Source organism: Enterobacter sp. 22452 (assembly GCF_052045065.1).
GTDB lineage: Bacteria > Pseudomonadota > Gammaproteobacteria > Enterobacterales > Enterobacteriaceae > Enterobacter > Enterobacter mori.
In genome coordinates, this window is the sequence record NZ_JBQEOB010000005.1 from 21,332 (window position 1) to 42,418 (window position 21,087).

At 55.6% G+C, this 21,087-nt stretch carries 20 protein-coding genes; 7 read left to right on the top strand and 13 right to left on the bottom strand.

Annotated elements, in window-relative coordinates:
• Nucleotides 1-428: 428 nt before the first annotated feature.
• From ACTJJA_RS15165 to syd, 8 genes are all read right to left on the bottom strand, one after another.
• Nucleotides 429-1,568, bottom strand: coding sequence for a glycerate kinase (locus ACTJJA_RS15165; protein WP_440668577.1), 1,140 nt, complete (start codon nucleotides 1,566-1,568; stop codon nucleotides 429-431).
• Between the two features lie 77 nt (nucleotides 1,569-1,645).
• The gene (gene gudD / locus ACTJJA_RS15170; RefSeq protein ID WP_440668578.1) at nucleotides 1,646-2,983 is read right to left on the bottom strand and encodes a glucarate dehydratase; all 1,338 of its coding nucleotides are present in this window, start codon (nucleotides 2,981-2,983) and stop codon (nucleotides 1,646-1,648) included.
• 15 nt (nucleotides 2,984-2,998) lie between these two features.
• The gene (locus ACTJJA_RS15175; RefSeq protein WP_440668777.1) at nucleotides 2,999-4,339 is read right to left on the bottom strand and encodes an enolase C-terminal domain-like protein; all 1,341 of its coding nucleotides are present in this window, start codon (nucleotides 4,337-4,339) and stop codon (nucleotides 2,999-3,001) included.
• Nucleotides 4,339-5,694, bottom strand: coding sequence for a galactarate/glucarate/glycerate transporter GudP (gudP, locus tag ACTJJA_RS15180; RefSeq protein WP_089601178.1), 1,356 nt, complete (start codon nucleotides 5,692-5,694; stop codon nucleotides 4,339-4,341). The genes ACTJJA_RS15175 and gudP overlap by 1 nt, the downstream gene beginning before the upstream one ends.
• A gap of 328 nt (nucleotides 5,695-6,022) precedes the next feature.
• A complete protein-coding gene (locus ACTJJA_RS15185; protein ID WP_221551397.1) occupies nucleotides 6,023-6,472 on the bottom strand; it encodes a flavodoxin in 450 nt (149 codons plus the stop codon).
• A 15-nt stretch (nucleotides 6,473-6,487) separates the two neighbouring features.
• Entirely contained in the window at nucleotides 6,488-7,273 is a 786-nt protein-coding gene (gene truC, locus ACTJJA_RS15190) for a tRNA pseudouridine(65) synthase TruC (protein WP_440668579.1), read from the bottom strand.
• A complete protein-coding gene (locus ACTJJA_RS15195; protein WP_089601302.1) occupies nucleotides 7,270-7,599 on the bottom strand; it encodes a YqcC family protein in 330 nt (109 codons plus the stop codon). Before ACTJJA_RS15195 ends, truC begins: the two co-directional genes overlap by 4 nt.
• Before the next feature lie 655 nt (nucleotides 7,600-8,254).
• Nucleotides 8,255-8,800 (bottom strand): SecY-interacting protein, encoded by a 546-nt coding sequence (syd, locus tag ACTJJA_RS15200; RefSeq protein WP_440668580.1) that lies wholly within the window; start codon nucleotides 8,798-8,800, stop codon nucleotides 8,255-8,257.
• Nucleotides 8,801-8,869: 69 nt separating this feature from the next.
• Between syd and queF the strand changes: the two genes are divergently transcribed.
• From queF to xni, 5 genes are all read left to right on the top strand, one after another.
• Complete coding sequence (queF, locus tag ACTJJA_RS15205) at nucleotides 8,870-9,712, top strand: NADPH-dependent 7-cyano-7-deazaguanine reductase QueF (protein ID WP_440668581.1); 843 nt, start codon at nucleotides 8,870-8,872, stop codon at nucleotides 9,710-9,712.
• A 116-nt stretch (nucleotides 9,713-9,828) separates the two neighbouring features.
• The gene (gene ppnN / locus ACTJJA_RS15210; protein WP_100166313.1) at nucleotides 9,829-11,193 is read left to right on the top strand and encodes a nucleotide 5'-monophosphate nucleosidase PpnN; all 1,365 of its coding nucleotides are present in this window, start codon (nucleotides 9,829-9,831) and stop codon (nucleotides 11,191-11,193) included.
• Between the two features lie 513 nt (nucleotides 11,194-11,706).
• A complete protein-coding gene (locus ACTJJA_RS15215; protein ID WP_010435092.1) occupies nucleotides 11,707-12,996 on the top strand; it encodes an HAAAP family serine/threonine permease in 1,290 nt (429 codons plus the stop codon).
• Nucleotides 12,997-13,059: 63 nt separating this feature from the next.
• Complete coding sequence (locus tag ACTJJA_RS15220) at nucleotides 13,060-14,427, top strand: L-serine ammonia-lyase (RefSeq protein WP_440668582.1); 1,368 nt, start codon at nucleotides 13,060-13,062, stop codon at nucleotides 14,425-14,427.
• 112 nt (nucleotides 14,428-14,539) lie between these two features.
• Nucleotides 14,540-15,295: a flap endonuclease Xni gene (xni, locus tag ACTJJA_RS15225; RefSeq protein ID WP_253178984.1), complete on the top strand. Its 756-nt coding sequence runs from the start codon at nucleotides 14,540-14,542 to the stop codon at nucleotides 15,293-15,295.
• A 62-nt stretch (nucleotides 15,296-15,357) separates the two neighbouring features.
• On the opposite strand, the gene rlmM is transcribed toward xni, so the two are convergent.
• The 4 genes from rlmM to ACTJJA_RS15245 form a co-directional block, all read right to left on the bottom strand.
• The gene (gene rlmM / locus ACTJJA_RS15230) at nucleotides 15,358-16,458 is read right to left on the bottom strand and encodes a 23S rRNA (cytidine(2498)-2'-O)-methyltransferase RlmM (protein WP_440668583.1); all 1,101 of its coding nucleotides are present in this window, start codon (nucleotides 16,456-16,458) and stop codon (nucleotides 15,358-15,360) included.
• The gene (locus tag ACTJJA_RS15235; protein ID WP_010435099.1) at nucleotides 16,451-16,846 is read right to left on the bottom strand and encodes a DUF423 domain-containing protein; all 396 of its coding nucleotides are present in this window, start codon (nucleotides 16,844-16,846) and stop codon (nucleotides 16,451-16,453) included. Before ACTJJA_RS15235 ends, rlmM begins: the two co-directional genes overlap by 8 nt.
• A 39-nt stretch (nucleotides 16,847-16,885) precedes the next feature.
• Complete coding sequence (gcvA, locus tag ACTJJA_RS15240; protein WP_010435102.1) at nucleotides 16,886-17,803, bottom strand: glycine cleavage system transcriptional regulator GcvA; 918 nt, start codon at nucleotides 17,801-17,803, stop codon at nucleotides 16,886-16,888.
• A gap of 348 nt (nucleotides 17,804-18,151) precedes the next feature.
• Entirely contained in the window at nucleotides 18,152-18,379 is a 228-nt protein-coding gene (locus ACTJJA_RS15245; RefSeq protein ID WP_010435104.1) for a YgdI/YgdR family lipoprotein, read from the bottom strand.
• A gap of 192 nt (nucleotides 18,380-18,571) precedes the next feature.
• Between ACTJJA_RS15245 and csdA the strand changes: the two genes are divergently transcribed.
• Entirely contained in the window at nucleotides 18,572-19,777 is a 1,206-nt protein-coding gene (gene csdA, locus ACTJJA_RS15250) for a cysteine desulfurase CsdA (RefSeq protein ID WP_440668778.1), read from the top strand.
• The gene (gene csdE / locus ACTJJA_RS15255; protein ID WP_214594573.1) at nucleotides 19,777-20,223 is read left to right on the top strand and encodes a cysteine desulfurase sulfur acceptor subunit CsdE; all 447 of its coding nucleotides are present in this window, start codon (nucleotides 19,777-19,779) and stop codon (nucleotides 20,221-20,223) included. Before csdA ends, csdE begins: the two co-directional genes overlap by 1 nt.
• On the opposite strand, the gene tcdA is transcribed toward csdE, so the two are convergent.
• Nucleotides 20,214-21,020 (bottom strand): tRNA cyclic N6-threonylcarbamoyladenosine(37) synthase TcdA, encoded by an 807-nt coding sequence (tcdA, locus tag ACTJJA_RS15260; protein WP_006811804.1) that lies wholly within the window; start codon nucleotides 21,018-21,020, stop codon nucleotides 20,214-20,216. The genes csdE and tcdA overlap by 10 nt on opposite strands.
• Nucleotides 21,021-21,087: the final 67 nt, after the last annotated feature.

The following is a 21,087-nucleotide window of genomic DNA, read 5'->3' on the forward strand; positions in this document are numbered from 1 at the left end:
TAATTTTAAACAGAAGCAATAACGTTGTTTCAGAACGACTGAGGCTTTCAGCGATGCCCTGGTCCGGCTGTAAATCGCTGAGGCGTTTGCCTTCCGGCCGGGGCGAGGCGCAGGGATGCGCCGAGAGGGCGGGCTTTACATGGACGTTACCTCCGCCCGTCCCCGATAAGCCGGAAGGAATAAGCCGAGGGCACCGCGAAGCGGCGATTTACCGCCGGGAGCCCGGGTCGCCAGGGTGGTGGCGACTGAGCCACCCTGGCACGTTCACCGGTCATGACGTTGCAAAGTAGCAAGGAACATAAAGTGAACGGAATGACCACCAGAGCCGTATGTTCCCCCTCACCCCAGCCCTCTCCCTCAAGGGAGAGGGGGTCGTCCGTACAGGCATTATTTTGTGGGGAACCTCCAGCCCACAGGGAGAGGGAGAACTACATTCCCTGCCCCACTTTCAGCGCCGCCGCGATATTTCTTGCGGCCATCCTGACATTCTCGCTGGCATTTTCCAGCGCATCCTCCAGTGAACAGATGGTGTAAATCACGCTAAACACGGCGTCGATTCCGTGCTCATGTACCACACCGACATCCGCCGTCAGGCTGCCCGCAATCCCGATAACCGGTTTGTTAAAGCGTTTTGCGACTTTCGCCACGCCAACGGGCACTTTACCGTGGATTGTCTGACTGTCGATGCGGCCTTCACCGGTGATCACTAAGTCGGCATCGGCGACCTGATTCGCGAGATGCAAGGCATCGGTGACGATCTCAATCCCCTGACGCAGCTGAGCGCCGCAAAAGGCGTATAGCGCGGCCCCCATGCCGCCCGCCGCGCCGCCGCCGGACAGGTTCAGAACGTCAATATCCAGATCGCGGGCGATAACCTGCGCATAATGGGCAAGCGCGTTGTCCAGGGTGACAATCATCTCTGGCGTCGCCCCTTTCTGCGGGCCAAACACCGCTGTGGCTCCCTCCTCCCCCGTTAACGGGTTGGTGACATCGCAGGCAACCTCAATCCGGCACGCTTTCAGCCGTTTATCGAGACCGGTAAGGTCAATATGTGCCAGCGTGGCAAGTTCGCCGCCCCCGAGTCCGACAGGCTTCTGAGCGGCATCCAGCAATTTCGCGCCCAGCGCCTGGACCATGCCCGCGCCGCCGTCGTTGGTGGCACTGCCGCCAATGCCAATAATGATATGCTTAACGCCCGCGTCCAGCGCATGACGGATGAGCTCGCCGGTTCCCCACGAGGTCGTTTTCAGCGGGTTGCGCTGCGAAGGTGGCACAAGCTCCAGACCGCTCGCCGCCGCCATTTCAATAAACGCGCTTTGATCGTCACCGGATAACCCGTAGAACCCTTCGACAGGCTCCCCCAGCGGACCTGTCACCGGGACATGAATGATTCGCCCCTGAGTGGCCGCAACCATCGCCTCAACGGTGCCTTCGCCCCCATCGGCAACCGGTAATTTTACGTAGTTAGCCGAGGGAAAAATCTCGCGAAAGCCGCGTTCTATCGCTGTCGCTACCTCAAGAGCACTCAAACTTTCCTTATACGAGTCCGGTGCGATAACAATTTTCATAAGCCATCCTTACGCATAGTCATTACGTTAAGCATACACCACGTAAACGACCGCTCATGGGAGCGGTCCCAATGCGTTTATCGTACCATGCACGGACGTTTATTGTCGAATGTCCAGTCCGGGATCAAATACTGCATGGCTATCGCATCGTCGCGCGCGCCCAGGCCGTGTTTCAGGTACAGTTCGTGGGCTTTCATCACCTGGTCCATATCCAGCTCAACGCCCAGGCCCGGCGTGGTTGGCACCTGCACCATGCCGCCTTTGATTTCAAACGGCTGCTTAGTAAGACGCTGATTGCCCTCCTGCCAGATCCAGTGGGTATCTATGGCGGTGATCGTGCCCGGCGCGGCAGCGGCAACGTGAGTGAACATTGCCAGCGACACGTCGAAGTGATTGTTGGAGTGCGAGCCCCAGGTCAGGCCGAACTCGTGGCACAACTGCGCCACGCGAACCGAACCCTGCATCGTCCAGAAGTGCGGGTCCGCCAGCGGAATATCGACGGACTGAAGGGATAAGGTATGCCCCATCTGGCGCCAGTCGGTGGCGATCATATTGGTTGCCGTTGGCAAACCGGTGGCGCGGCGAAACTCGGCCATCACCTCGCGCCCGGAGAAGCCCTGCTCGGCCCCACACGGATCTTCCGCGTAGGCCAGCACGCCTTTAAGCTGCTTACCGATTTTAATCGCTTCATCAAGCGACCATGCGCCGTTCGGATCCAGCGTGACGCGCGCCTGCGGGAAACGTTTTGCCAGCGCGGTAATGGCCTCCGCCTCTTCTTCCCCTGCCAGTACGCCGCCCTTCAGTTTGAAGTCGTTGAAGCCATATTTTTCGTAAGCGGCTTCGGCCAGACGCACCACCGCGTCAGGAGTCATCGCTTCATCGTGGCGAACGCGGTACCAGTCGCAGTGCTCATCCGGCTGGCTCTGGTACGGCAGCGGCGTCAGTTTGCGGTTGCCGACAAAGAACAGATAGCCCAGCATTTCCACTTCGGTGCGCTGCTGACCCTCGCCCAGCAGGGACGCAACGTTCACGCCAAGATGCTGACCAAGCAGATCCAACATTGCCGCCTCAATACCGGTGACCACGTGGATGGTCGTACGCAGGTCGAAGGTTTGCAGCCCGCGCCCGCCCGCATCGCGGTCCGCAAAGGTGCTGCGCACGCTATTGAGAACATTTTTGTATTCGCCGAGGGTTTTCCCCACCACCAGCGGAATGGCGTCCTCCAGCGTTTTGCGGATCTTTTCCCCGCCCGGAATTTCGCCCACGCCCGTATGGCCGGAATTGTCTTTGATAATCACGATATTGCGGGTAAAGAACGGCGCATGCGCGCCGCTCAAATTCATCAGCATGCTGTCATGGCCCGCAACCGGAACGATCTGCATGGAAGTGACTACAGGGGTAGAAAATGTGCTCATGGTTCAATCCTTTTATCAGTGACGTCCAAAAACAGGGCGCTTACGGTCAAATGTCCAGCCGGGGATCAGGTACTGCATCGGGCCCGCGTCGTTACGCGCGCCGCCTGGCAACCTCTTATACGCCTCGTGCGCTTTGTGGATCTGATCCCAGTCAAGCTCCACGCCCAGCCCCGGCGCATCCGGTACGGCAATGCTGCCGTTTTTGATCTCCAGCGGATTTTTCGTCAGTCGGGCTTTCCCCTCCTGCCAAATCCAGTGGGTGTCGATGGCGGTCGGGTTACCCGGTGCCGCCGCGCCAACGTGGGTAAACATCGCCAGCGAAATGTCGAAATGGTTGTTGGAGTGACAGCCCCAGGTCAGCCCCCAGTCGTCGCACAGCTGCGCCACGCGCACCGCGCCGGACAGCGTCCAGAAGTGCGGGTCAGCCAGCGGAATATCCACCGAATTGAGCATGACCGCGTGCCCCATTTCACGCCAGTTGGTGGCGATCATATTGGTAGCGACCGGCAGCCCGGTGGCGCGGCGGAACTCGGCCATCACTTCACGACCAGAGAAACCCTGCTCGGCACCGCACGGATCTTCCGCGTAGGTCAGTACATCGCCCAGACCTTTACACAGCGAGATGGCTTCATCCAGTAACCATGCGCCGTTCGGGTCAACGGTGATCCGCGCATCGGGGAAACGCTTTTTCAGCGCGCGGGCAGTTTCAATTTCCTGCTCGCCGGGCAGCACACCGCCTTTCAGTTTGAAATCCTTAAAGCCGTAGCGGTCCTGTGCGGCTTCCGCCAGACGCACCACCGCCTCGCCGGTCAGCGCCTCCTGATGGCGCAGGTGATACCACTCATGGTTGCCCGGCGAACGTTCCAGATAAGGCAGATCGGTTTTAGTACGATCGCCAACGTAGAACAGGTATCCCAGCACCGTCACCGCATCGCGCTGTTTGCCTGGGCCCAGCAGTTCGCAGACCGGGACATTCAGCGCCTTACCGAGCAAATCGAGCAGAGCGGCTTCCAGCGCGGCAACCGCGTTGACGCGCAGTTCAAACGTCCAGGCACCTTTTCCGAAGGTATCAAAGTCAGCAGACTGGTTACCCTTATGCACCCGCTGAACCACTTTGTTCAGACGAGCCACTTCCTGGCCCACCACCTGTGGAATGGCATCAACCAGCGTCTGGTAAATCACCTCTCCGCCCGGCGCTTCGCCAACGCCGGTATTCCCCGCGCTGTCGGTCAGTACCACGATATTGCGGGTAAACCAGGCGTTATGCGCGCCGCCAATATTGAGCAGCATGCTGTCCTGTCCGGCCACCGGGATGACCTTCATCTCAGTGACGACGGGGCTTGATTGCGTTGTCATCATCCACGCTCCCCTACAGGTTTAAGTTCGACGCGTTTGATATCGCCGACCAGCACCAGGTAACTCAGCACCGCCACCAGCGCATGCACCCCTACGTAAATCAGCGCACCGTTAAAGGAGCCGGTGGTGCCGACGATGTAGCCGATAGCGATTGGCGTAACAATCCCCGAAATATTGCCGAACATGTTGAACAGACCGCCGCTCAGGCCGCTGATCTCTTTTGGCGCGGTATCCGCCATCACTGCCCAGCCCAGCGCGCCAATGCCTTTGCCGAAGAAGGCCATCGCCATAAAGCCGATAATCATCCACTCAGCGCTCACGTAGTTACAGAACACCATGGTCATGGAGAGCAGCATCCCGAGCACGATAGGCGTTTTACGCGCGATATTCAGCGAGCCGGTGCGGCGCATCAGCCAGTCGGAAATCACCCCGCCGAGCACGCCGCCCACGAAGCCGCAGATGGCCGGGATCGAAGCGACAAACCCCGCTTTCAGAATCGACATACCGCGAGCCTGTACCAGATAAACCGGGAACCAGGTGATGAAGAAGTAGGTTAAGGCGTTGATGCAGTACTGGCCCAGATAGATACCGATCATCATGCGCGAGCCAACGAGCTGTTTGATCTGCGCCCATTTCTGGCTGAACGGGACTTTTGCTTTTGCGGATTTCTGATCCATGTTGATCAGCGCTCCGCCTTCAGCGATGTACTCCAGCTCCTTCTTGTTCACGCCCGGGTGTTGATTGGGTTCATGGATCACTTTCAGCCAGATAAAGCTGATGACGATCCCAAGCCCCCCCATGAAGAAGAAGACGTGTGACCAGCCCACCTCATGCGTCAGCCAGCCCATGATTGGCGCGAAGATCACCGTGGCGAAGTATTGTGCGGAGTTGAAAATCGCGACCGCGGTTCCCCTCTCCTGTGCCGGGAACCAGGCTGCGACAATGCGGCTGTTACCCGGGAAGGAAGGCGCTTCCGCTAACCCTACCAGGAAGCGCAGCGTGAAGAGCGCAACGATAATGCCGAAGCCGCTGAAGATATCGACGAAACCCTGCAGCAGGGTAAACATCGACCAGATAAAGATGGACCAGAAATAGACCCGTTTTGAGCCAAAGCGGTCAAGCAGCCAGCCGCCAGGAATTTGGCCGATGACATAGGCCCATGAAAACGCAGAGAAAACGTAACCCATGCCGACCGGATCAAGTCCGATATCTTTTGCCATCTCAGAACCAGCAATCGACAGCGTGGCGCGGTCACCGTAGTTGAAGGATGTGACGATAAACAGCATCACCACTATCCAGTAGCGAGCGTTAGTGCGCTTTTCTGCGCTGCTCGCCGCCTGGCTTAATGAACTCATAGTTGCACTCCTGAATCATAGCTTTCGCCTGGTTCATTCTGTACAGCACCTGTAGGGTAATCAGAATGAGAGATAAGTGTTCGGCAGTATTGGTACGGCTGAAGGCCGTTTTATGGTGAAGCGCTGCCTTATTGGGTAACTGACGGGAAAAGTATATGAAGGAGTGGAGCTCTTCCTCACCGTGCATCGACACAACATTGAAGGGAGAGTGAGACGTGGTTTGGGGCATAAGCCCAAAGCAGTGGAAGATGGTTCACGGAATTGAGGTTTTCGTGCGGCTTTGTTGCCGGGTGGCGGCTTCACCTGACCCGGCCTACAAACTACAAAACTATTTGAGCAGCGTTGCCCAGTGCTCAACCCACGGGTTTGATTCGCTTTCTGGCTCCGGGTGTTCGCCTGCGTCAATCAGCAGCATCTCGCCGACGCGCTGGGCGCTCTGCTCCTGCAAAAGGGCATCGAACTGTTTACCGCCGCCGCAGAAGTTGGCGTAAGAGCTGTCACCCAGGGCAATGATGCCGTAGTGCACGTTCGGCTGATAGCCAAGCTGGTCTTTAATGCCCTGGAACAGCGGCACGATGCTGTCCGGCAGGTCGCCCTGCCCGGTCGTAGAGGTCACCACCAGAATGTATTTATCTTGATACTTTTCCCAGTCTGCCAGTTCCGGGTCTTCATAGACCGTGGCTTTATGGCCCTGGCTGGCGAGTATTGCCTCAGCTTCTTCCGCTACCAGCAGCGAGTTGCCGTACATTGTGCCGACAAAAATGCCTACTTCAGCCATGCTTTGCTCCCTTAATTATTGCGCTTGCTGTTCATCCTGAACGTTGCCTGATACAAACTCAACCCTTTCATTTTCGGGGAGTTGCCCCAGCCAGCCAAATTGTGACAGCGCCTGCATCCAGACGTCATCCAGCCCCGCGCGGATAGTCAGCGGTTCGCCGGTGAACGGGTGCGTCAGGCTTAACTCACTGGCGTGCAGCATCAGGCGATGGCAGCCAAAATGTTCGGCCGCGCTGCGGTTCTGGCGCAAATCACCGTGCTTGCTGTCGCCAATAATTGGGTGGCGCAGATGCGCAAGGTGGCGGCGAAGCTGGTGCTTGCGCCCGGTTTTAGGCAAAAGCTCAACCAGGCTGTAGCGTGTGGTCGGAAACTTACTGGTCGCCACCGGCATTTCGGTCGTCGCCATGCCGCGATAATCCGTCACCGCTGGCTGCGGGCCTTTATCATCACGGGCAAATTTATCGGCGATTTTATCCAGTTCCTCCACCAGCGGATAATCGAGCGTGGCGGCTTCCGTCAGCCAGCCGCGCACAATCGCGTGGTAGCGCTTTTGCATCTGATGCTGTTCAAACTGCTGCGAAAGCCGACGTCCCGCCTCGCTGGAAAGCCCCATCAGCAGTACGCCGGAGGTTGGACGATCCAGACGATGGGCGGTAAATACATGCTGACCAATCTGGTCGCGAACGGTCTGCATCACCACCACTTTCTCATCGCGATCGAGCCAGCTGCGGTGCACCAGCCAGCCTGACGGCTTGTTGACTGCCACCAGCCACTCATCCTGATAGAGGATCTCAAGCGTCATGCATCGTCACCGGCAAAGAGCGCATCCAGACGTTCTAACTCAACCAGCATAACCTCGCGGGCGGGATGGGTCGCTTCCAGCGCCATTTCATAATAGGGAGAGACGGCAAATGCCTGCGGCAGCGGATGACCACCGTCCAGCAGAGCGTGCATGCGCGGAATCAATACCCACTGCAGCCACTCAAAGGGAGCCAGCTTATCCAGGCAGAATGGCTGGGTACTTGCGAATGCTTCTGGCTGCGGCGCGATCTCCTGCCACAGCTGATGTTGGCGCAAGAGTGCTTCGATGGCGTGCAACTGGGCACGAACGCTATCGTGTTGCGTCATAGTCACCTCAACTGAAAAACTGAACGGCGCGCAGCATAGCATTGCAGAACGCAGAAATAAAAAAGGGAGCACTGTAAAAACAGTGCTCCCGGTTCGTTCCGCAGCATTCCAGCTACAATTCGTGCTCCCTGCTCATCCGTGACAACTTTTCCTGAAGCCCGAAGGCCCGGTCATCCGTCTACCTTTCGCATCCTGCTCACATCATCCTGACGTGATTGTTTCATCCTGAAACGTCCTGGCCGTCCTGACCCACCGACCATCCTGACCGGCTCTCGTTCTCCTTCCTGGAGGTGTCCTTTACGCATCCTGCGCGATCCACTTTGCTTCATCCTGAAGCCTTCCTGCAGCGCCATCCTGAAGCCTTCCTGCAGCGCCATCCTGACGAGTCCTGAGTAAGAAACGCCATCATCCTGATGTTCGTTTCTCGTGTCGGCTTCCTGTCGACGGAGATAGAATCCGCTATTCCGCTTCGTCTTACAACCCACCTCGTGAGCGCTGTAAGACGTCAGGAATCCCTAAAAACGATGCGATGAACAAGTAATCCATTGAAAAACAGCGTAATATTAATCTTAATTAAATGAGGTAATACTGAATGATCCAGCGATCTCTCACAAACCTTGTAAGAGATCTCTCACACGCGCCGTAGCATCATGGATTACAGAAGTGGCTCAAGTTGGGTGAGGAAATCCGCAAGAGAGGGGGCGAGAGTCTCGCGATTGCGGGTACCGATCGTCTCTTTAACCACTTCACCGGACAGGTTGCAGACGGAGATAACATCCAGTTCGCTGTCCAGCGTGGCAATAAAGAGCGTCGGAGAAAGCTTAAGGCGCTTTTGCGTGACCAGGTGACCAATCAGGTTTTCCTGTACACGCTGCAGATCGTCTTCGCTCCAGGTCTGCAACAGCGTCAGCGGAATATCGGCAAAGCGCGCAGGCATATCCCCTGCAAACTGCGCGGTATAAAACGCGTGAACCGCTGGTTGTACCACAATGTCCATTGCCCGTTCAACCGCATTTACATTTTGCTCGCCTGCAAAGGGTTTCGGCTGCCAGATAACGTAATCGTCGAGCGAAGAGATAATGCACGGCGAGGGTACGCCATATAAATCAGCGCTTTGCGGCCACTTCCCCTGTTTTTCATGCCATGCATCGCAATAGCGGGTCGTGAAGGTCGTCAGGGCATTTGCAGTTTCGATATCCACCGATTTCTCTCTTCTTGTAAGACAGGATAAACTCAGGCCATAAGTGTACCTGTAAAGTGGCTATGAAACATGTCTTACGAAAATCATCAGGCGTTAATCGGCTTAACGCTGGGTAAATCGACCGATTACCGCGACACCTACGATGCAAGCCTGCTGCAGGGCGTGCCCCGCAGCCTGAACCGCGACCCGCTTGGGTTACACGCGGACGCGCTGCCGTTTGTCGGCGGCGACATCTGGACGCTGTACGAACTCTCCTGGCTTAACGCGCGCGGGCTGCCGCAGGTGGCCGTCGGCCATGTGGAGCTGGATTACGCCAGCGTTAACCTTGTCGAGTCCAAAAGCTTCAAGCTTTATCTCAACAGTTTTAACCAGACAACATTCAACAGCTGGGAAGACGTCCAGGCTACGCTGGAGCGGGATTTACGCGCCTGTGCACAAGGAAACGTTGCCGTATCGCTGTATCGCCTGAATGAGCTGGAAGGGCAGCCTATCGCCCACTTTAACGGTGCCTGCATTGACGATCAGGACATTGAAGTTGAAAGCTATGAGTTCAGTACCGACTACCTCGAAAACGCGGCAAGCGGGAAGGTGGTTGAAGAGACGCTGGTGAGCCATCTGCTGAAGTCTAACTGCCTGATCACTCACCAGCCAGACTGGGGCTCGGTGCAGATCCAGTATCGCGGGCCGAAAATCGACCGGGAAAAATTGCTGCGCTACCTGGTGTCGTTCCGCCATCACAACGAATTCCACGAGCAGTGCGTGGAGCGCATCTTTAACGACATTATGCGTTTCTGCCAGCCAGAAAAGCTGAGCGTTTATGCGCGCTACACCCGCCGTGGTGGACTGGACATCAACCCGTGGCGTACCAACACCGATTTTGTGCCTGCAACGGGCCGTCTGGTGCGTCAATAATATAAATATTTTCACAATATGCGCGGTATCTTCCGCGCTTTAGGTTGTGAAACGTCACGCGCCAGGGCTATTGTAATCAACAGGGAAAGACGATAATCGTCCCGTAAGGAGCTCACTTGATTACACATATTAGCCCGCTTGGCTCAATGGATATGTTGTCGCAGCTGGAAGTGGACATGCTTAAACGCACGGCCAGTAGCGATCTCTATCAACTGTTTCGTAACTGTTCACTTGCCGTACTGAACTCCGGAAGCCTGACCGACAACAGTAAAGAACTGCTGTCTCGCTTCGAAAGCTTTGACATCAACGTGCTGCGCCGCGAGCGTGGCGTGAAGCTTGAAGTCATCAACCCGCCGGAAGACGCCTTTGTCGACGGGCGCATTATTCGCTCTCTGCAGGCCAACCTGTTTGCCGTGCTGCGCGACATTCTGTTCGTTAACGGGCAGATCCACAACGCTGGCCGTTTCCAGCATCTCGACCTGGAAAGCTCGGTCCATATCACCAACCTGGTGTTCTCGATTCTGCGTAACGCCCGTGCCCTGCACGTGGGCGAAGCACCGAACATGGTCGTCTGCTGGGGCGGCCACTCCATTAACGAGACCGAATACCTGTATGCGCGTCGGGTAGGCACCCAGCTTGGCCTGCGCGAATTGAATATCTGTACCGGCTGTGGTCCGGGCGCGATGGAAGCGCCAATGAAAGGTGCCGCAGTGGGACATGCGCAGCAGCGCTATAAAGAAGGACGTTTTATCGGTATGACCGAGCCGTCCATCATCGCGGCTGAGCCGCCTAACCCGCTGGTTAACGAACTGATTATCATGCCGGATATCGAGAAACGTCTTGAGGCGTTTGTCCGTATCGCTCACGGCATTATCATCTTCCCGGGCGGCGTGGGCACGGCGGAAGAGCTGCTTTATCTGCTGGGTATTTTGATGAACCCGGCCAACAAAGATCAGGTTCTGCCGCTGATCCTGACCGGGCCGAAAGAGAGCGCAGACTACTTCCGCGTACTGGACGAATTTATCGTGCACACGTTGGGTGAAGCCGCGCGTCGTCACTATCGCATCATCATTGACGATGCCGCAGAAGTGGCTCGCCAGATGAAGAAAGCAATGCCACTGGTGAAAGAGAACCGTCGTGATACCGGGGATGCTTACAGCTTTAACTGGTCAATCCGCATCGCGCCGGATCTGCAGATCCCGTTTGAACCTTCGCATGAAAATATGGCGAACCTGAAGCTCTATCCCGATCAGCCAGTGGAAGTGCTGGCAGCCGATCTGCGCCGCGCCTTCTCCGGCATTGTGGCGGGTAACGTGAAAGAGGTGGGGATCCGCGCCATTGAAGAATTTGGGCCGTATAAGATCCACGGTGACCCGGAGATGATGCGTCGCATGGATGACATGCTGCAGGGCTTTGTCGCACAGCACCGCATGAAGCTGCCGGGCTCGGCCTATATTCCTTGCTACGAAATCATCAAATAAGATTTCACCCTGCGCTTTTAAAGCCGGATCCTGTCCATCAGGGTCCGGCTTTTTTATTACTGATGCAATTCATAGACATCATTTATGTTATTTATATCTTTCACCCCCACGCAAACGATTACCTCGTTTTCGGAACCGTAAAATATCAGCCTTAATCTAAATTACCTGCCAGAAAATCCTAAAAACCCATTTCTTTACAGCGTAACCCTCCTAACTCGCGGGCCAGCCTTTCAAGCTACATGTCGTTAATGGTAGCCTTCGCGCCCGTAAATTCTCTTTGACGTTTTTTTGACAGATAAATGGTCTAAACATGCCCACATAGAGAGTGGATTATTGCAATTGGGATCAGGATCACTGAAGGATTCATAACGAAAATGTATCTTTCCGCCCGCCAACAGTTACGGGTGAAAATTATTAAAAAACCGTCACTGAACGAATTTCATATTACCGTCAGGCACTTTTTCATCGGATTTGACTAAAAACCTGACAATTTGCTTCCTCCAGGAGATACAGATGGAAACCACTCAAACCAGCACCGTTGCTTCGATTGATTCCCGAAGTGGTTGGCGCAAAACGGATACCATGTGGATGCTTGGCCTTTACGGCACAGCAATCGGCGCTGGTGTACTGTTCCTTCCTATCAACGCAGGCGTCGGCGGTCTGATCCCGCTGATCATCATGGCTATCATCGCTTTCCCGATGACCTTCTTTGCACACCGCGGCCTGACCCGCTTCGTGCTGTCCGGTAAAAACCCGGGCGAAGACATCACTGAAGTAGTTGAAGAGCACTTTGGCGTCGGCGCAGGTAAACTGATTACCCTGCTCTACTTCTTCGCGATTTACCCAATTCTGCTGGTTTACAGCGTGGCGATCACTAACACCGTTGAAAGCTTCATGACGCACCAGCTGCAGATGACGCCGCCACCGCGCGCCATTCTGTCTCTGATCCTGATCGTCGGCATGATGACCATCGTGCGCTTCGGTGAGCAGATGATTGTGAAAGCAATGAGCGTACTGGTCTTCCCGTTCGTTATTGCTCTGATGGTACTGGCCTGCTACCTGATCCCGCAGTGGAACGGTGCCGCGCTGGAAACCCTGTCCCTGAGCAGCGCATCCGCAACCGGTAACGGCCTGCTGATGACCCTGTGGCTGGCCATTCCGGTCATGGTGTTCTCCTTCAACCACTCGCCAATCATCTCCTCCTTCGCAGTAGCGAAGCGCGAAGAGTACGGCAATGGCGCAGAGAAGAAGTGCTCCAGCATCCTGGCGCGCGCTCACGTGATGATGGTACTGACCGTGATGTTCTTCGTCTTCAGCTGCGTACTGAGCCTCTCCCCGGTGGATCTGGCGGCAGCGAAAGAGCAGAACATCTCTATTCTGTCTTACCTGGCGAACCACTTTAACGCACCGGTCATTGCCTGGATGGCGCCAATCATCGCGATTATCGCTATCACCAAATCCTTCCTGGGTCACTACCTGGGCGCACGTGAAGGCTTCAACGGTATGGTGATTAAATCTCTGCGCGGTAAAGGCAAGAGCATTGAAATCAACAAGCTGAACAAAATCACTGCACTGTTCATGCTGCTCACCACCTGGGCGGTAGCGACCCTGAACCCAAGCATCCTGGGCATGATTGAAACCCTGGGCGGCCCGGTTATCGCGATGATTCTGTTCCTTATGCCGATGTACGCGATTCAGAAAGTCCCTGCGATGCGTAAATACAGCGGCCATATCAGCAACGTATTCGTTGTGATTATGGGTCTGATTGCCATCTCCGCCATTTTCTACTCGCTGTTCAGCTAATATCTCCAGCGCCGTCCTCGGGCGGCGCACTCCTCCCCTCTGACTGATAGCAATGGACGCATCATGATTAGCGTATTCGATATTTTCAAAATCGGTATTGGTCCTTCCAGCTCTCACACCGTCGGACCAATGAAAGCCGGTAAACAATTCACGGATGACTTGATTGCACGCGGCATCTTGCACGACATCACCCGCGTGGTCGTCGATGTATACGGTTCCCTTTCCCTGACCGGTAAAGGCCACCATACCGATATCGCCATTATCATGGGCCTGGCGGGTAACCTGCCGGATACCGTTGATATTGATGCGATCCCTGGCTTCATCCAGGACGTAAACACCCACGGTCGCCTGCTGCTGGCGAACGGCGAGCACGAGGTTGAATTCCCGGTTGACCACTGCATGAATTTCCATGCGGACAACCTGTCGCTGCACGAAAACGGCATGCGCATTACCGCGCTGGCGGGCGACAAAGCGGTATACAGCCAGACGTATTACTCTATCGGCGGCGGTTTTATTGTCGACGAAGACCACTTTGGTCAAACCAACACTTCCGCTGTTGACGTGCCTTATCCGTACAAAAACGCGGCGGATTTGCAGCGTCACTGCCAGGAGACAGGCCTGTCCCTTTCCGGCCTGATGATGAAAAACGAACTGGCGCTGCACAGCAAAGAAGAGCTGGAACAGCACTTTGCAAACGTCTGGGACGTGATGCGCAGTGGTATCGAGCGCGGGATCACTACTGAAGGCGTCCTGCCAGGTAAACTGCGCGTACCACGCCGTGCGGCAGCGCTGCGCCGTATGCTGGTGAGCACCGACAAAACCACGACTGACCCGATGGCTGTGGTGGACTGGATCAACATGTTCGCGCTGGCGGTAAACGAAGAGAACGCCGCGGGCGGCCGCGTTGTTACCGCACCCACCAACGGTGCGTGCGGTATCGTTCCGGCGGTGCTGGCGTACTACGACAAGTTTATCCGCGAAGTGAACGCAAACTCACTGGCGCGCTATATGCTGGTCACCAGCGCGATTGGCTCACTGTATAAAATGAACGCCTCCATTTCCGGTGCGGAAGTGGGCTGTCAGGGTGAAGTCGGCGTAGCCTGCTCCATGGCGGCGGCGGGTCTGGCTGAGCTGCTGGGCGCAAGCCCGGCTCAGGTGTGCATTGCGGCTGAAATCGGCATGGAGCATAACCTGGGGCTGACCTGCGACCCGGTCGCCGGACAGGTGCAGGTACCGTGCATCGAACGTAACGCGATTGCCTCCGTGAAGGCGGTGAACGCGGCACGTATGGCGCTGCGCCGCACCAGCGAACCGCGCGTCTGTCTCGATAAAGTTATCGAAACCATGTACGAAACGGGTAAAGATATGAACGCCAAATACCGCGAGACCTCACGCGGTGGCCTGGCGATGAAGATCGTGACCTGCGATTAAGCTTCTCAGGAAGCCTCGTTTTGCGAGGCTTCTTCCTGTTTTCCCCTCCATTCATAGTTTCATGCTGCTGACAGTGTTACCCTTCACGCATTAGATAGAAGGGAGATTATCTGTGGCCGTTCATTTACTTATCGTCGATGCACTCAACCTGATTCGCCGTATCCATGCGGTACAGGGCACACCCTGTAAGGACACCTGCCTGCACGCGCTGGAACAGCTTATCCGCCACAGTGAACCCACCCACGCGGTCGCGGTATTTGATGACGAAGCCCGCAACACGGGCTGGCGACACCAGCGTCTGCCCGACTACAAAGCCGGACGCGCACCGATGCCGGACGATCTTCATGCAGAGTTACCCATGATACGCGCGGCATTTGAACAGCGCGGCGTCCCCTGCTGGGGCGCACACGGAAATGAAGCCGACGATCTCGCGGCCACTCTGGCCGTAAAGGTAGCGAGCGCCGGGCATCAGGCCACTATCGTTTCAACTGACAAAGGCTACTGTCAGCTGCTCTCGCCGACGGTCCGCATTCGCGACTATTTTCAAAAACGCTGGCTGGACGCGCCGTTTATTGCCGGTGAGTTCGGGGTCTCGCCTGAGCAACTGCCGGATTACTGGGGGCTGGCAGGCATCAGCAGCTCTAAGGTTCCGGGTGTTGCCGGTATTGGGCCGAAAAGCGCCGCGCAGTTGCTGACCGATTTTCAAAGTCTGGAAGGGATTTACGCCCGTCTGGATGAGGTACCGGAAAAGTGGCGCAAGAAGCTGGAGGCGCATAAAGAGATGGCGTTTATCTGCCGGGAAATCGCAACGCTACAGACGGATTTACAACTGGACGGGAATTTACAGCAGTTGCGATTAGAACGTTAAAGCGACTACAGGATGTTGTAGGCCCGGTAAGCGCAGCGCCACCGGGCAAAACAAAGCACGCACTATCGCTCGTCGCGACGTCCGCCGACCGCAGCCCACCAGCGACGAATATGCACCGTCACCTCTTCACGGTCGTGATACAGCTGACGCGCCTGAATCTCCACGTTAATACCGTGTTCATCCATCTGCTCCTTAATGTACGCCAGATTCTGCGAGACTTCCTCGTAGCGCTTTTTCATCGGCAGTTTAAGGTTGAAGATTGTCTCACGACACCAGCCGTTCACCAGCCAGGAGGCCATCAGCGCGGCCACTTTCGCCGGTTTCTCAACCATATCACACACCATCCATGAGATGTTGTTGCGGGTTGGACGGTAGCGGAAACCGTCTTCACGCAGCCAGGTGACCTGTCCGGTGTCCATCAGGCTTTGCGCCATTGGGCCGTTATCGACAGACGAAACCCACATATTGCGTTTCACCAGCTGATAGGTCCAGCCGCCCGGGCACGCGCCAAGGTCGACGGCATACATGCCGTTTGCCAGACGCTCATCCCACTCATCCGCCGGGATAAAGACGTGGAACGCCTCTTCCAGCTTGAGCGTGGAACGGCTCGGCGCATCGGACGGGAAGCGCAAACGCGGGATGCCCATAAAGAAGGGCGAGTTGTTGGTGGTATAGGAATAGCCGGTATAGCAGCAGCCAGGGGCGATAAAGAAGATATGCACCACCGGACGCTTCGGCGTTTCGTAGTTCGTCAGCACGCCCGCGTCACGCAGCGCCGCACGCAGCGGCACGGTAAATTTGCGGCAGAACTTCATCAGTTCTTTGCTTTCGTTGGTATCGGCAACCTCAACGCGCAGATCGCCCCCCTTCTCCACCACGCCCTGCAGCATGCCGACAATCGGCGTGATGCGGTCTTCCGGCGGCAGATCTTTCAGCAGCTCACCCGCGACAAACATCTGACGCGCGAAGATCAGCGAGCTGAAGGGCAGCTCACGTGCCAGCTTGTCGGCATCTTCAGGCTGATAACATTCGAATATCACATAACCCGCGTTCTCTTTTACGCGAGCAAAACCGAAGACTTCGCGCTTCGCGGCTTTATCCGTAATTTCCGCGGCGCACTCTTTCTCAAACCCCGGGCGACAATATAAAACAACCTTATTCATGAACAACGCCCTTGCGTTTCAGACGGATAGCTCCGATAAACATTAATACCCATCCCGCCAGGAAGCTGACGCCGCCGACAGGAGTAACAAACGCCCACAGGCGCAAATGAGAGAGTGCAAGGCAGTACAGGCTACCGCTGAATAGCACGGTACCCAGCGCCATAAACACGCTACTCCAGTAAAACCAGATGCTGATGCGGCGCTGCATTGCCACCGCCAGCCCAAAGATTGCCAGGGTGTGAAACGCCTGATATTCAAGGCCGGTCTGGATCCAGCCCATCTCTACCACCCCTAAAGTTTTGCTTAACACATGCGCGCCAAAAGCACCCAGTGCCACAAAAATAAAGCCACTCACCGCGGCAAAAATCAGCATGAATCGGCTGGTCATGTTTCAGTCCTTAAGTGATGCGTGCACAGCACACAAAAGTTATTGTTCATACCTGAAGCGGAATTTTTCTTGCTCGTTTGCCGCTTTAGACAGGATCCACTGTCGGAAGGCGGCTATTTTACCCAGTTCTGCCTGACTGTCATGACAAACCAGATAAAACGCATTCTTGCTGACCAGAACATCATTAAACGGGCAGACCAGACGGCCAGCCTCAATTTCGGACTGTGCCATCACGTTATTCGCCAACGCGACGCCCTGCCCGTGAATAGCAGCCTGTAACACCATCGCGCTGTGGCTAAAAATGGGTCCCTGCTGCACATTTATATGGTTAAGACCTAATTGGCGGGTATAAGTTTGCCAGTCACGGCGAGAAGCATCATGCAAAAGCGTATGTTGCGCCAAATCAGCGGGCGTTTTCAGCGCCTTGTCGCCTGTCAGCAGCAGCGGCGAACAAACAGGCAGCAGATATTCTGCGTATAATTTTTCAACACGCAAGCCCGGCCAGTTGCCGCGGCCATAAAAAATAGCGACATCCACATCGTCAGCCAGTTTGTCTTCCTGACGATCCACGGCCTGGATTCGAACGTCGATTCCCGGATAAGCTGAGTTAAAGCTTGAGAGTCTTGGCACCAGCCACTGAATGGCAAAACTGGGCAATAAACTGACCGTCAGCGCGCCTTTGGCACTCCTGGCCTGCAGTTTCCGCGTGGCTTCCGTCAGTTGGGAAAAAATCTCTTTAATATCCTGAAAATAGCTCTGGCCTTCTTCAGTCAGAAGCAAGGAGCGGTTGCGTCGACGGAACAGCTTAAGCCCCAGAAAATCCTCCAGGGACTTGATTTGATGACTTACTGCGGCCTGAGTCACAAAAAGCTCATCTGCTGCGCGGGTGAAACTCAGGTGACGTGCTGCTGCATCAAAAACACGTAATGCATTAAGAGGTGGCAATCGCTTCGACATGGTTATCTGGCTTAGATGTTAACAAGATTTAACATATAGGAAACAACGTTTAACCTATTAGTTTTTTTTATCTGAGCCATTATAATTTGTCCGTTGAGGAACTACCAGCAAATACCTATAGTGGCGGCACTTCCTGAGCCGGAACGAAAAGTTTTTTGGAATGCGTGTTCTGAAGGGCTTTTGGCTTACGGTTGTGATGTTGTGTTGTTGTGTTTGCAATTGGTCTGCGATTCAGACCACGGTAGCAACGCTACCAATTTTTCACTTCCTGTACATTTACCCTGTCTGTCCATAGTGATTAATGTAGCACCGCCAACTTGCGGTGCTTTTTTTTCGCTTATCTCGCTGTTAATGCTCGATTTCTTTCATCTCTTTCACATCACTGCGATTGATTTGCTGTTTGTTCCCGTTTGCATCTTTGTACGAAATCATCCCAGTATCATTATCGGTAGACGGTTTCCCTTCCGAAACGATAGATCGACCATCGTTGGTATGCATCACGTAGTTATTACCGGAACAGGCGCTCAGGGCAAAAGTAAACACACAGGCTGAGATGATTGCGGCTGTCTTTTTCATGATTATTCTCCTTTAGCAATTAATGCTATTCAAACCTCGATTTATAACAGGCTAAAACATCCACCTAACACTATTTAGCATAACCTGCTTTTCCGAGGTCGCCAGGATATGCAGACAAATCTTATAGATACCAACCTCCTTGCCCTGCCGATGAAATTGCGCGACGATCTCTTTATCGACACGAGGAATTCCATGAACGCTTTCAGTCCTGCGCACTTTCGCGCACAGTTTCCGGCGCTGGCCGATGCCGGTATTTACCTTGATAGCGCTGCCACGGCCCTGAAGCCTCAGGCGGTCATTGAAGCAACGCAGCAATTCTACAGCCTGAGTGCAGGCAATGTGCATCGCAGCCAGTACGCTGAAGCGCAGCATCTTACTGCGCGCTATGAGGCCGCTCGCGATCGGGTCGCACGGCTGATTAATGCCGAAAGCGGGAAAAATATTGTCTGGACGCGCGGCACCACCGAGGCCATCAATATGGTGGCCCAGTGCTACGCACGTCCGCGGCTTCAACCGGGCGATGAAATCATTGTCAGCGAGGCTGAACATCATGCCAACCTGGTGCCGTGGCTGATGGTGGCAGAGCAAACGGGCGCGCGCATTGTGAAGCTCCCGCTGGGTGCCGATTTACTGCCGGACGTGGCACGTTTACCAGAGCTTATCACCCCCCGCAGCCGGATTCTGGCGCTGGGGCAGATGTCTAACGTTACCGGTGGCTGTCCAGATCTGGCTAAAGCCATTGCGATCGCCCATGCCAGCAATATGGTGGTGATGGTCGACGGTGCGCAGGGCGTGGTGCATTTTCCGGCGGATGTGCAAATGCTGGATATTGATTTCTATGCCTTTTCAGGACATAAGCTGTACGGGCCAACCGGCATCGGGGCCTTATACGGCAAGCCTGAACTGCTGGCGCAAATGACGCCGTGGCTCGGCGGCGGAAAGATGATCGCCGAAGTCACCTTCGACGGCTTTAAAACCCAGGAGGTGCCTTACCGTATGGAAGCCGGTACGCCGAACGTGGCGGGCGTGATTGGCTTAAGCGCGGCGCTTGAGTGGCTGGAAGAAACGGACGTGGCTCAGGCTGAAAGCTGGAGCCGGGGTCTGGCTACGCTTGCAGAAGAAGAGCTTAAAAAACGCCCCGGTTTCCGCTCGTTCCGCGTGCAGGATTCCAGCCTGCTCGCCTTTGACTTTGCAGGTGTGCATCACAGTGATATGGTCACGCTGCTGGCGGAATATGGCATCGCCCTGCGCGCCGGACAGCACTGCGCCCAGCCGCTGCTGACGGCGCTTGGCGTTAGCGGTACGCTACGTGCTTCCTTCGCGCCTTATAACACACAAAGCGATGTTGACGCGTTGGTTGCCGCCGTTGACCGCGCCCTTGAATTATTGGTGGATTAATGACTAGCGCTGCTTTAGCCGGACATCCGTTTGGCACGGTCATCACAGAAGAGACCTTAAAACAGACCTTCGCCCCGCTCCAACAGTGGGAAGATAAATATCGTCAGTTGATCCTGCTGGGTAAACAGCTCCCTGCGCTTTCAGACGATCTCAAAGCGCAGGCAAAAGAGATTGCAGGCTGTGAAAACCGCGTCTGGCTGGGGTATAGCCTCTCCGGCGAGAAACTGCACTTCTTTGGCGACAGCGAAGGCCGTATCGTCAGAGGGCTGCTGGCGGTGCTGTTAACCGCAGTGGAAGGGAAAAACGCGGCGGAATTGCTGGCACATTCGCCGCTGGCCTTGTTTGATGAGCTTGGGCTGCGCGCGCAGCTCAGCGCCTCGCGCGGTCAGGGGTTGATCGCGCTCAGCGACGCGGTACAGGACGCAGCGCGTCAGGCTCAGGCCTGACGTTCCGCCTTCGCCATCATCTTCTTCAGGGCGTGAGAGACCGCCACAAAGCCAAAGGAGGCGGTCACCATGGTGGCTGCCCCAAAGCCGGAGGCGCAATCCATTCGTTTTGGCCCTTCAGCCGTACTCTTCATCGCACAGACAGACCCATCTGCCTGGGGATAAACCAGCGCTTCAGTTGAGAACACACAGTCAACACCCAGCTTGCCTTTGCTGTTCTTCACCACGTTGAAGTCGCTTTTCAGGCGTTCGCGAAGCTTCGCGGCCAGCGGATCCTGGATCGTTTTCGCCAGATCGGCCACCTGGATCTGCGTCGGATCGATTTGACCGCCCGCCCCGCCCGTCGTGACCAGCGGCACCTTGTAGCGACGGCAGTATGCGATCAGTGCCGCTTTTGGCCGCACGCTGTCGATGGCGTCAATCACATAGCTGTAGCCTTTGCTCATGTACTCCGCGACGTTATCTGCCGTCACAAAGTCGTCGATCACCGTCACGCGGCACTCGGGGTTGATGAGACGAATACGCTCCGCCATCACCTCAGACTTCGCCAGGCCGACGTTATCACGCAGGGCGTGAATTTGACGGTTGGTGTTGGTCACGCAAACGTCATCCATGTCAATCAGCGTGATTGCGCCAATACCGGTTCTCGCCAGCGCTTCTGCCGCCCACGACCCTACACCACCAATGCCCACGACGCAGACATGCGCATCCGCAAACAGCTGGAGGGCTTTTTCACCATATAAACGTGCCGTACCGCCAAAACGCTGGCGCCAGGCGTCGCTGATTACCACAGACATAAAACCTCAGATGTAAAAAGGGTGAGGTTTTCCTCACCCTGAACAGTAATCCGTATTGCGCTCAGAA

Excerpts from the sequence above, each read along its gene's own strand:
- ACTJJA_RS15165 (WP_440668577.1), bottom strand. The coding sequence starts at position 1,568 with ATGAAAATTGTTATCGCACCGGACTCGTATAAGGAAAGTTTGAGTGCT.
- gudD (WP_440668578.1), bottom strand. The coding sequence starts at position 2,983 with ATGAGCACATTTTCTACCCCTGTAGTCACTTCCATGCAGATCGTTCCG.
- ACTJJA_RS15175 (WP_440668777.1), bottom strand. The coding sequence starts at position 4,339 with ATGACAACGCAATCAAGCCCCGTCGTCACTGAGATGAAGGTCATCCCG.
- gudP (WP_089601178.1), bottom strand. The coding sequence starts at position 5,694 with ATGAGTTCATTAAGCCAGGCGGCGAGCAGCGCAGAAAAGCGCACTAAC.
- ACTJJA_RS15185 (WP_221551397.1), bottom strand. The coding sequence starts at position 6,472 with ATGGCTGAAGTAGGCATTTTTGTCGGCACAATGTACGGCAACTCGCTG.
- truC (WP_440668579.1), bottom strand. The coding sequence starts at position 7,273 with ATGACGCTTGAGATCCTCTATCAGGATGAGTGGCTGGTGGCAGTCAAC.
- ACTJJA_RS15195 (WP_089601302.1), bottom strand. The coding sequence starts at position 7,599 with ATGACGCAACACGATAGCGTTCGTGCCCAGTTGCACGCCATCGAAGCA.
- queF (WP_440668581.1), top strand. The coding sequence starts at position 8,870 with ATGTCTTACGAAAATCATCAGGCGTTAATCGGCTTAACGCTGGGTAAA.
- ACTJJA_RS15215 (WP_010435092.1), top strand. The coding sequence starts at position 11,707 with ATGGAAACCACTCAAACCAGCACCGTTGCTTCGATTGATTCCCGAAGT.
- ACTJJA_RS15220 (WP_440668582.1), top strand. The coding sequence starts at position 13,060 with ATGATTAGCGTATTCGATATTTTCAAAATCGGTATTGGTCCTTCCAGC.
- rlmM (WP_440668583.1), bottom strand. The coding sequence starts at position 16,458 with ATGAATAAGGTTGTTTTATATTGTCGCCCGGGGTTTGAGAAAGAGTGC.
- ACTJJA_RS15235 (WP_010435099.1), bottom strand. The coding sequence starts at position 16,846 with ATGACCAGCCGATTCATGCTGATTTTTGCCGCGGTGAGTGGCTTTATT.
- gcvA (WP_010435102.1), bottom strand. The coding sequence starts at position 17,803 with ATGTCGAAGCGATTGCCACCTCTTAATGCATTACGTGTTTTTGATGCA.
- ACTJJA_RS15245 (WP_010435104.1), bottom strand. The coding sequence starts at position 18,379 with ATGAAAAAGACAGCCGCAATCATCTCAGCCTGTGTGTTTACTTTTGCC.
- csdA (WP_440668778.1), top strand. The coding sequence starts at position 18,572 with ATGAACGCTTTCAGTCCTGCGCACTTTCGCGCACAGTTTCCGGCGCTG.
- csdE (WP_214594573.1), top strand. The coding sequence starts at position 19,777 with ATGACTAGCGCTGCTTTAGCCGGACATCCGTTTGGCACGGTCATCACA.
- tcdA (WP_006811804.1), bottom strand. The coding sequence starts at position 21,020 with ATGTCTGTGGTAATCAGCGACGCCTGGCGCCAGCGTTTTGGCGGTACG.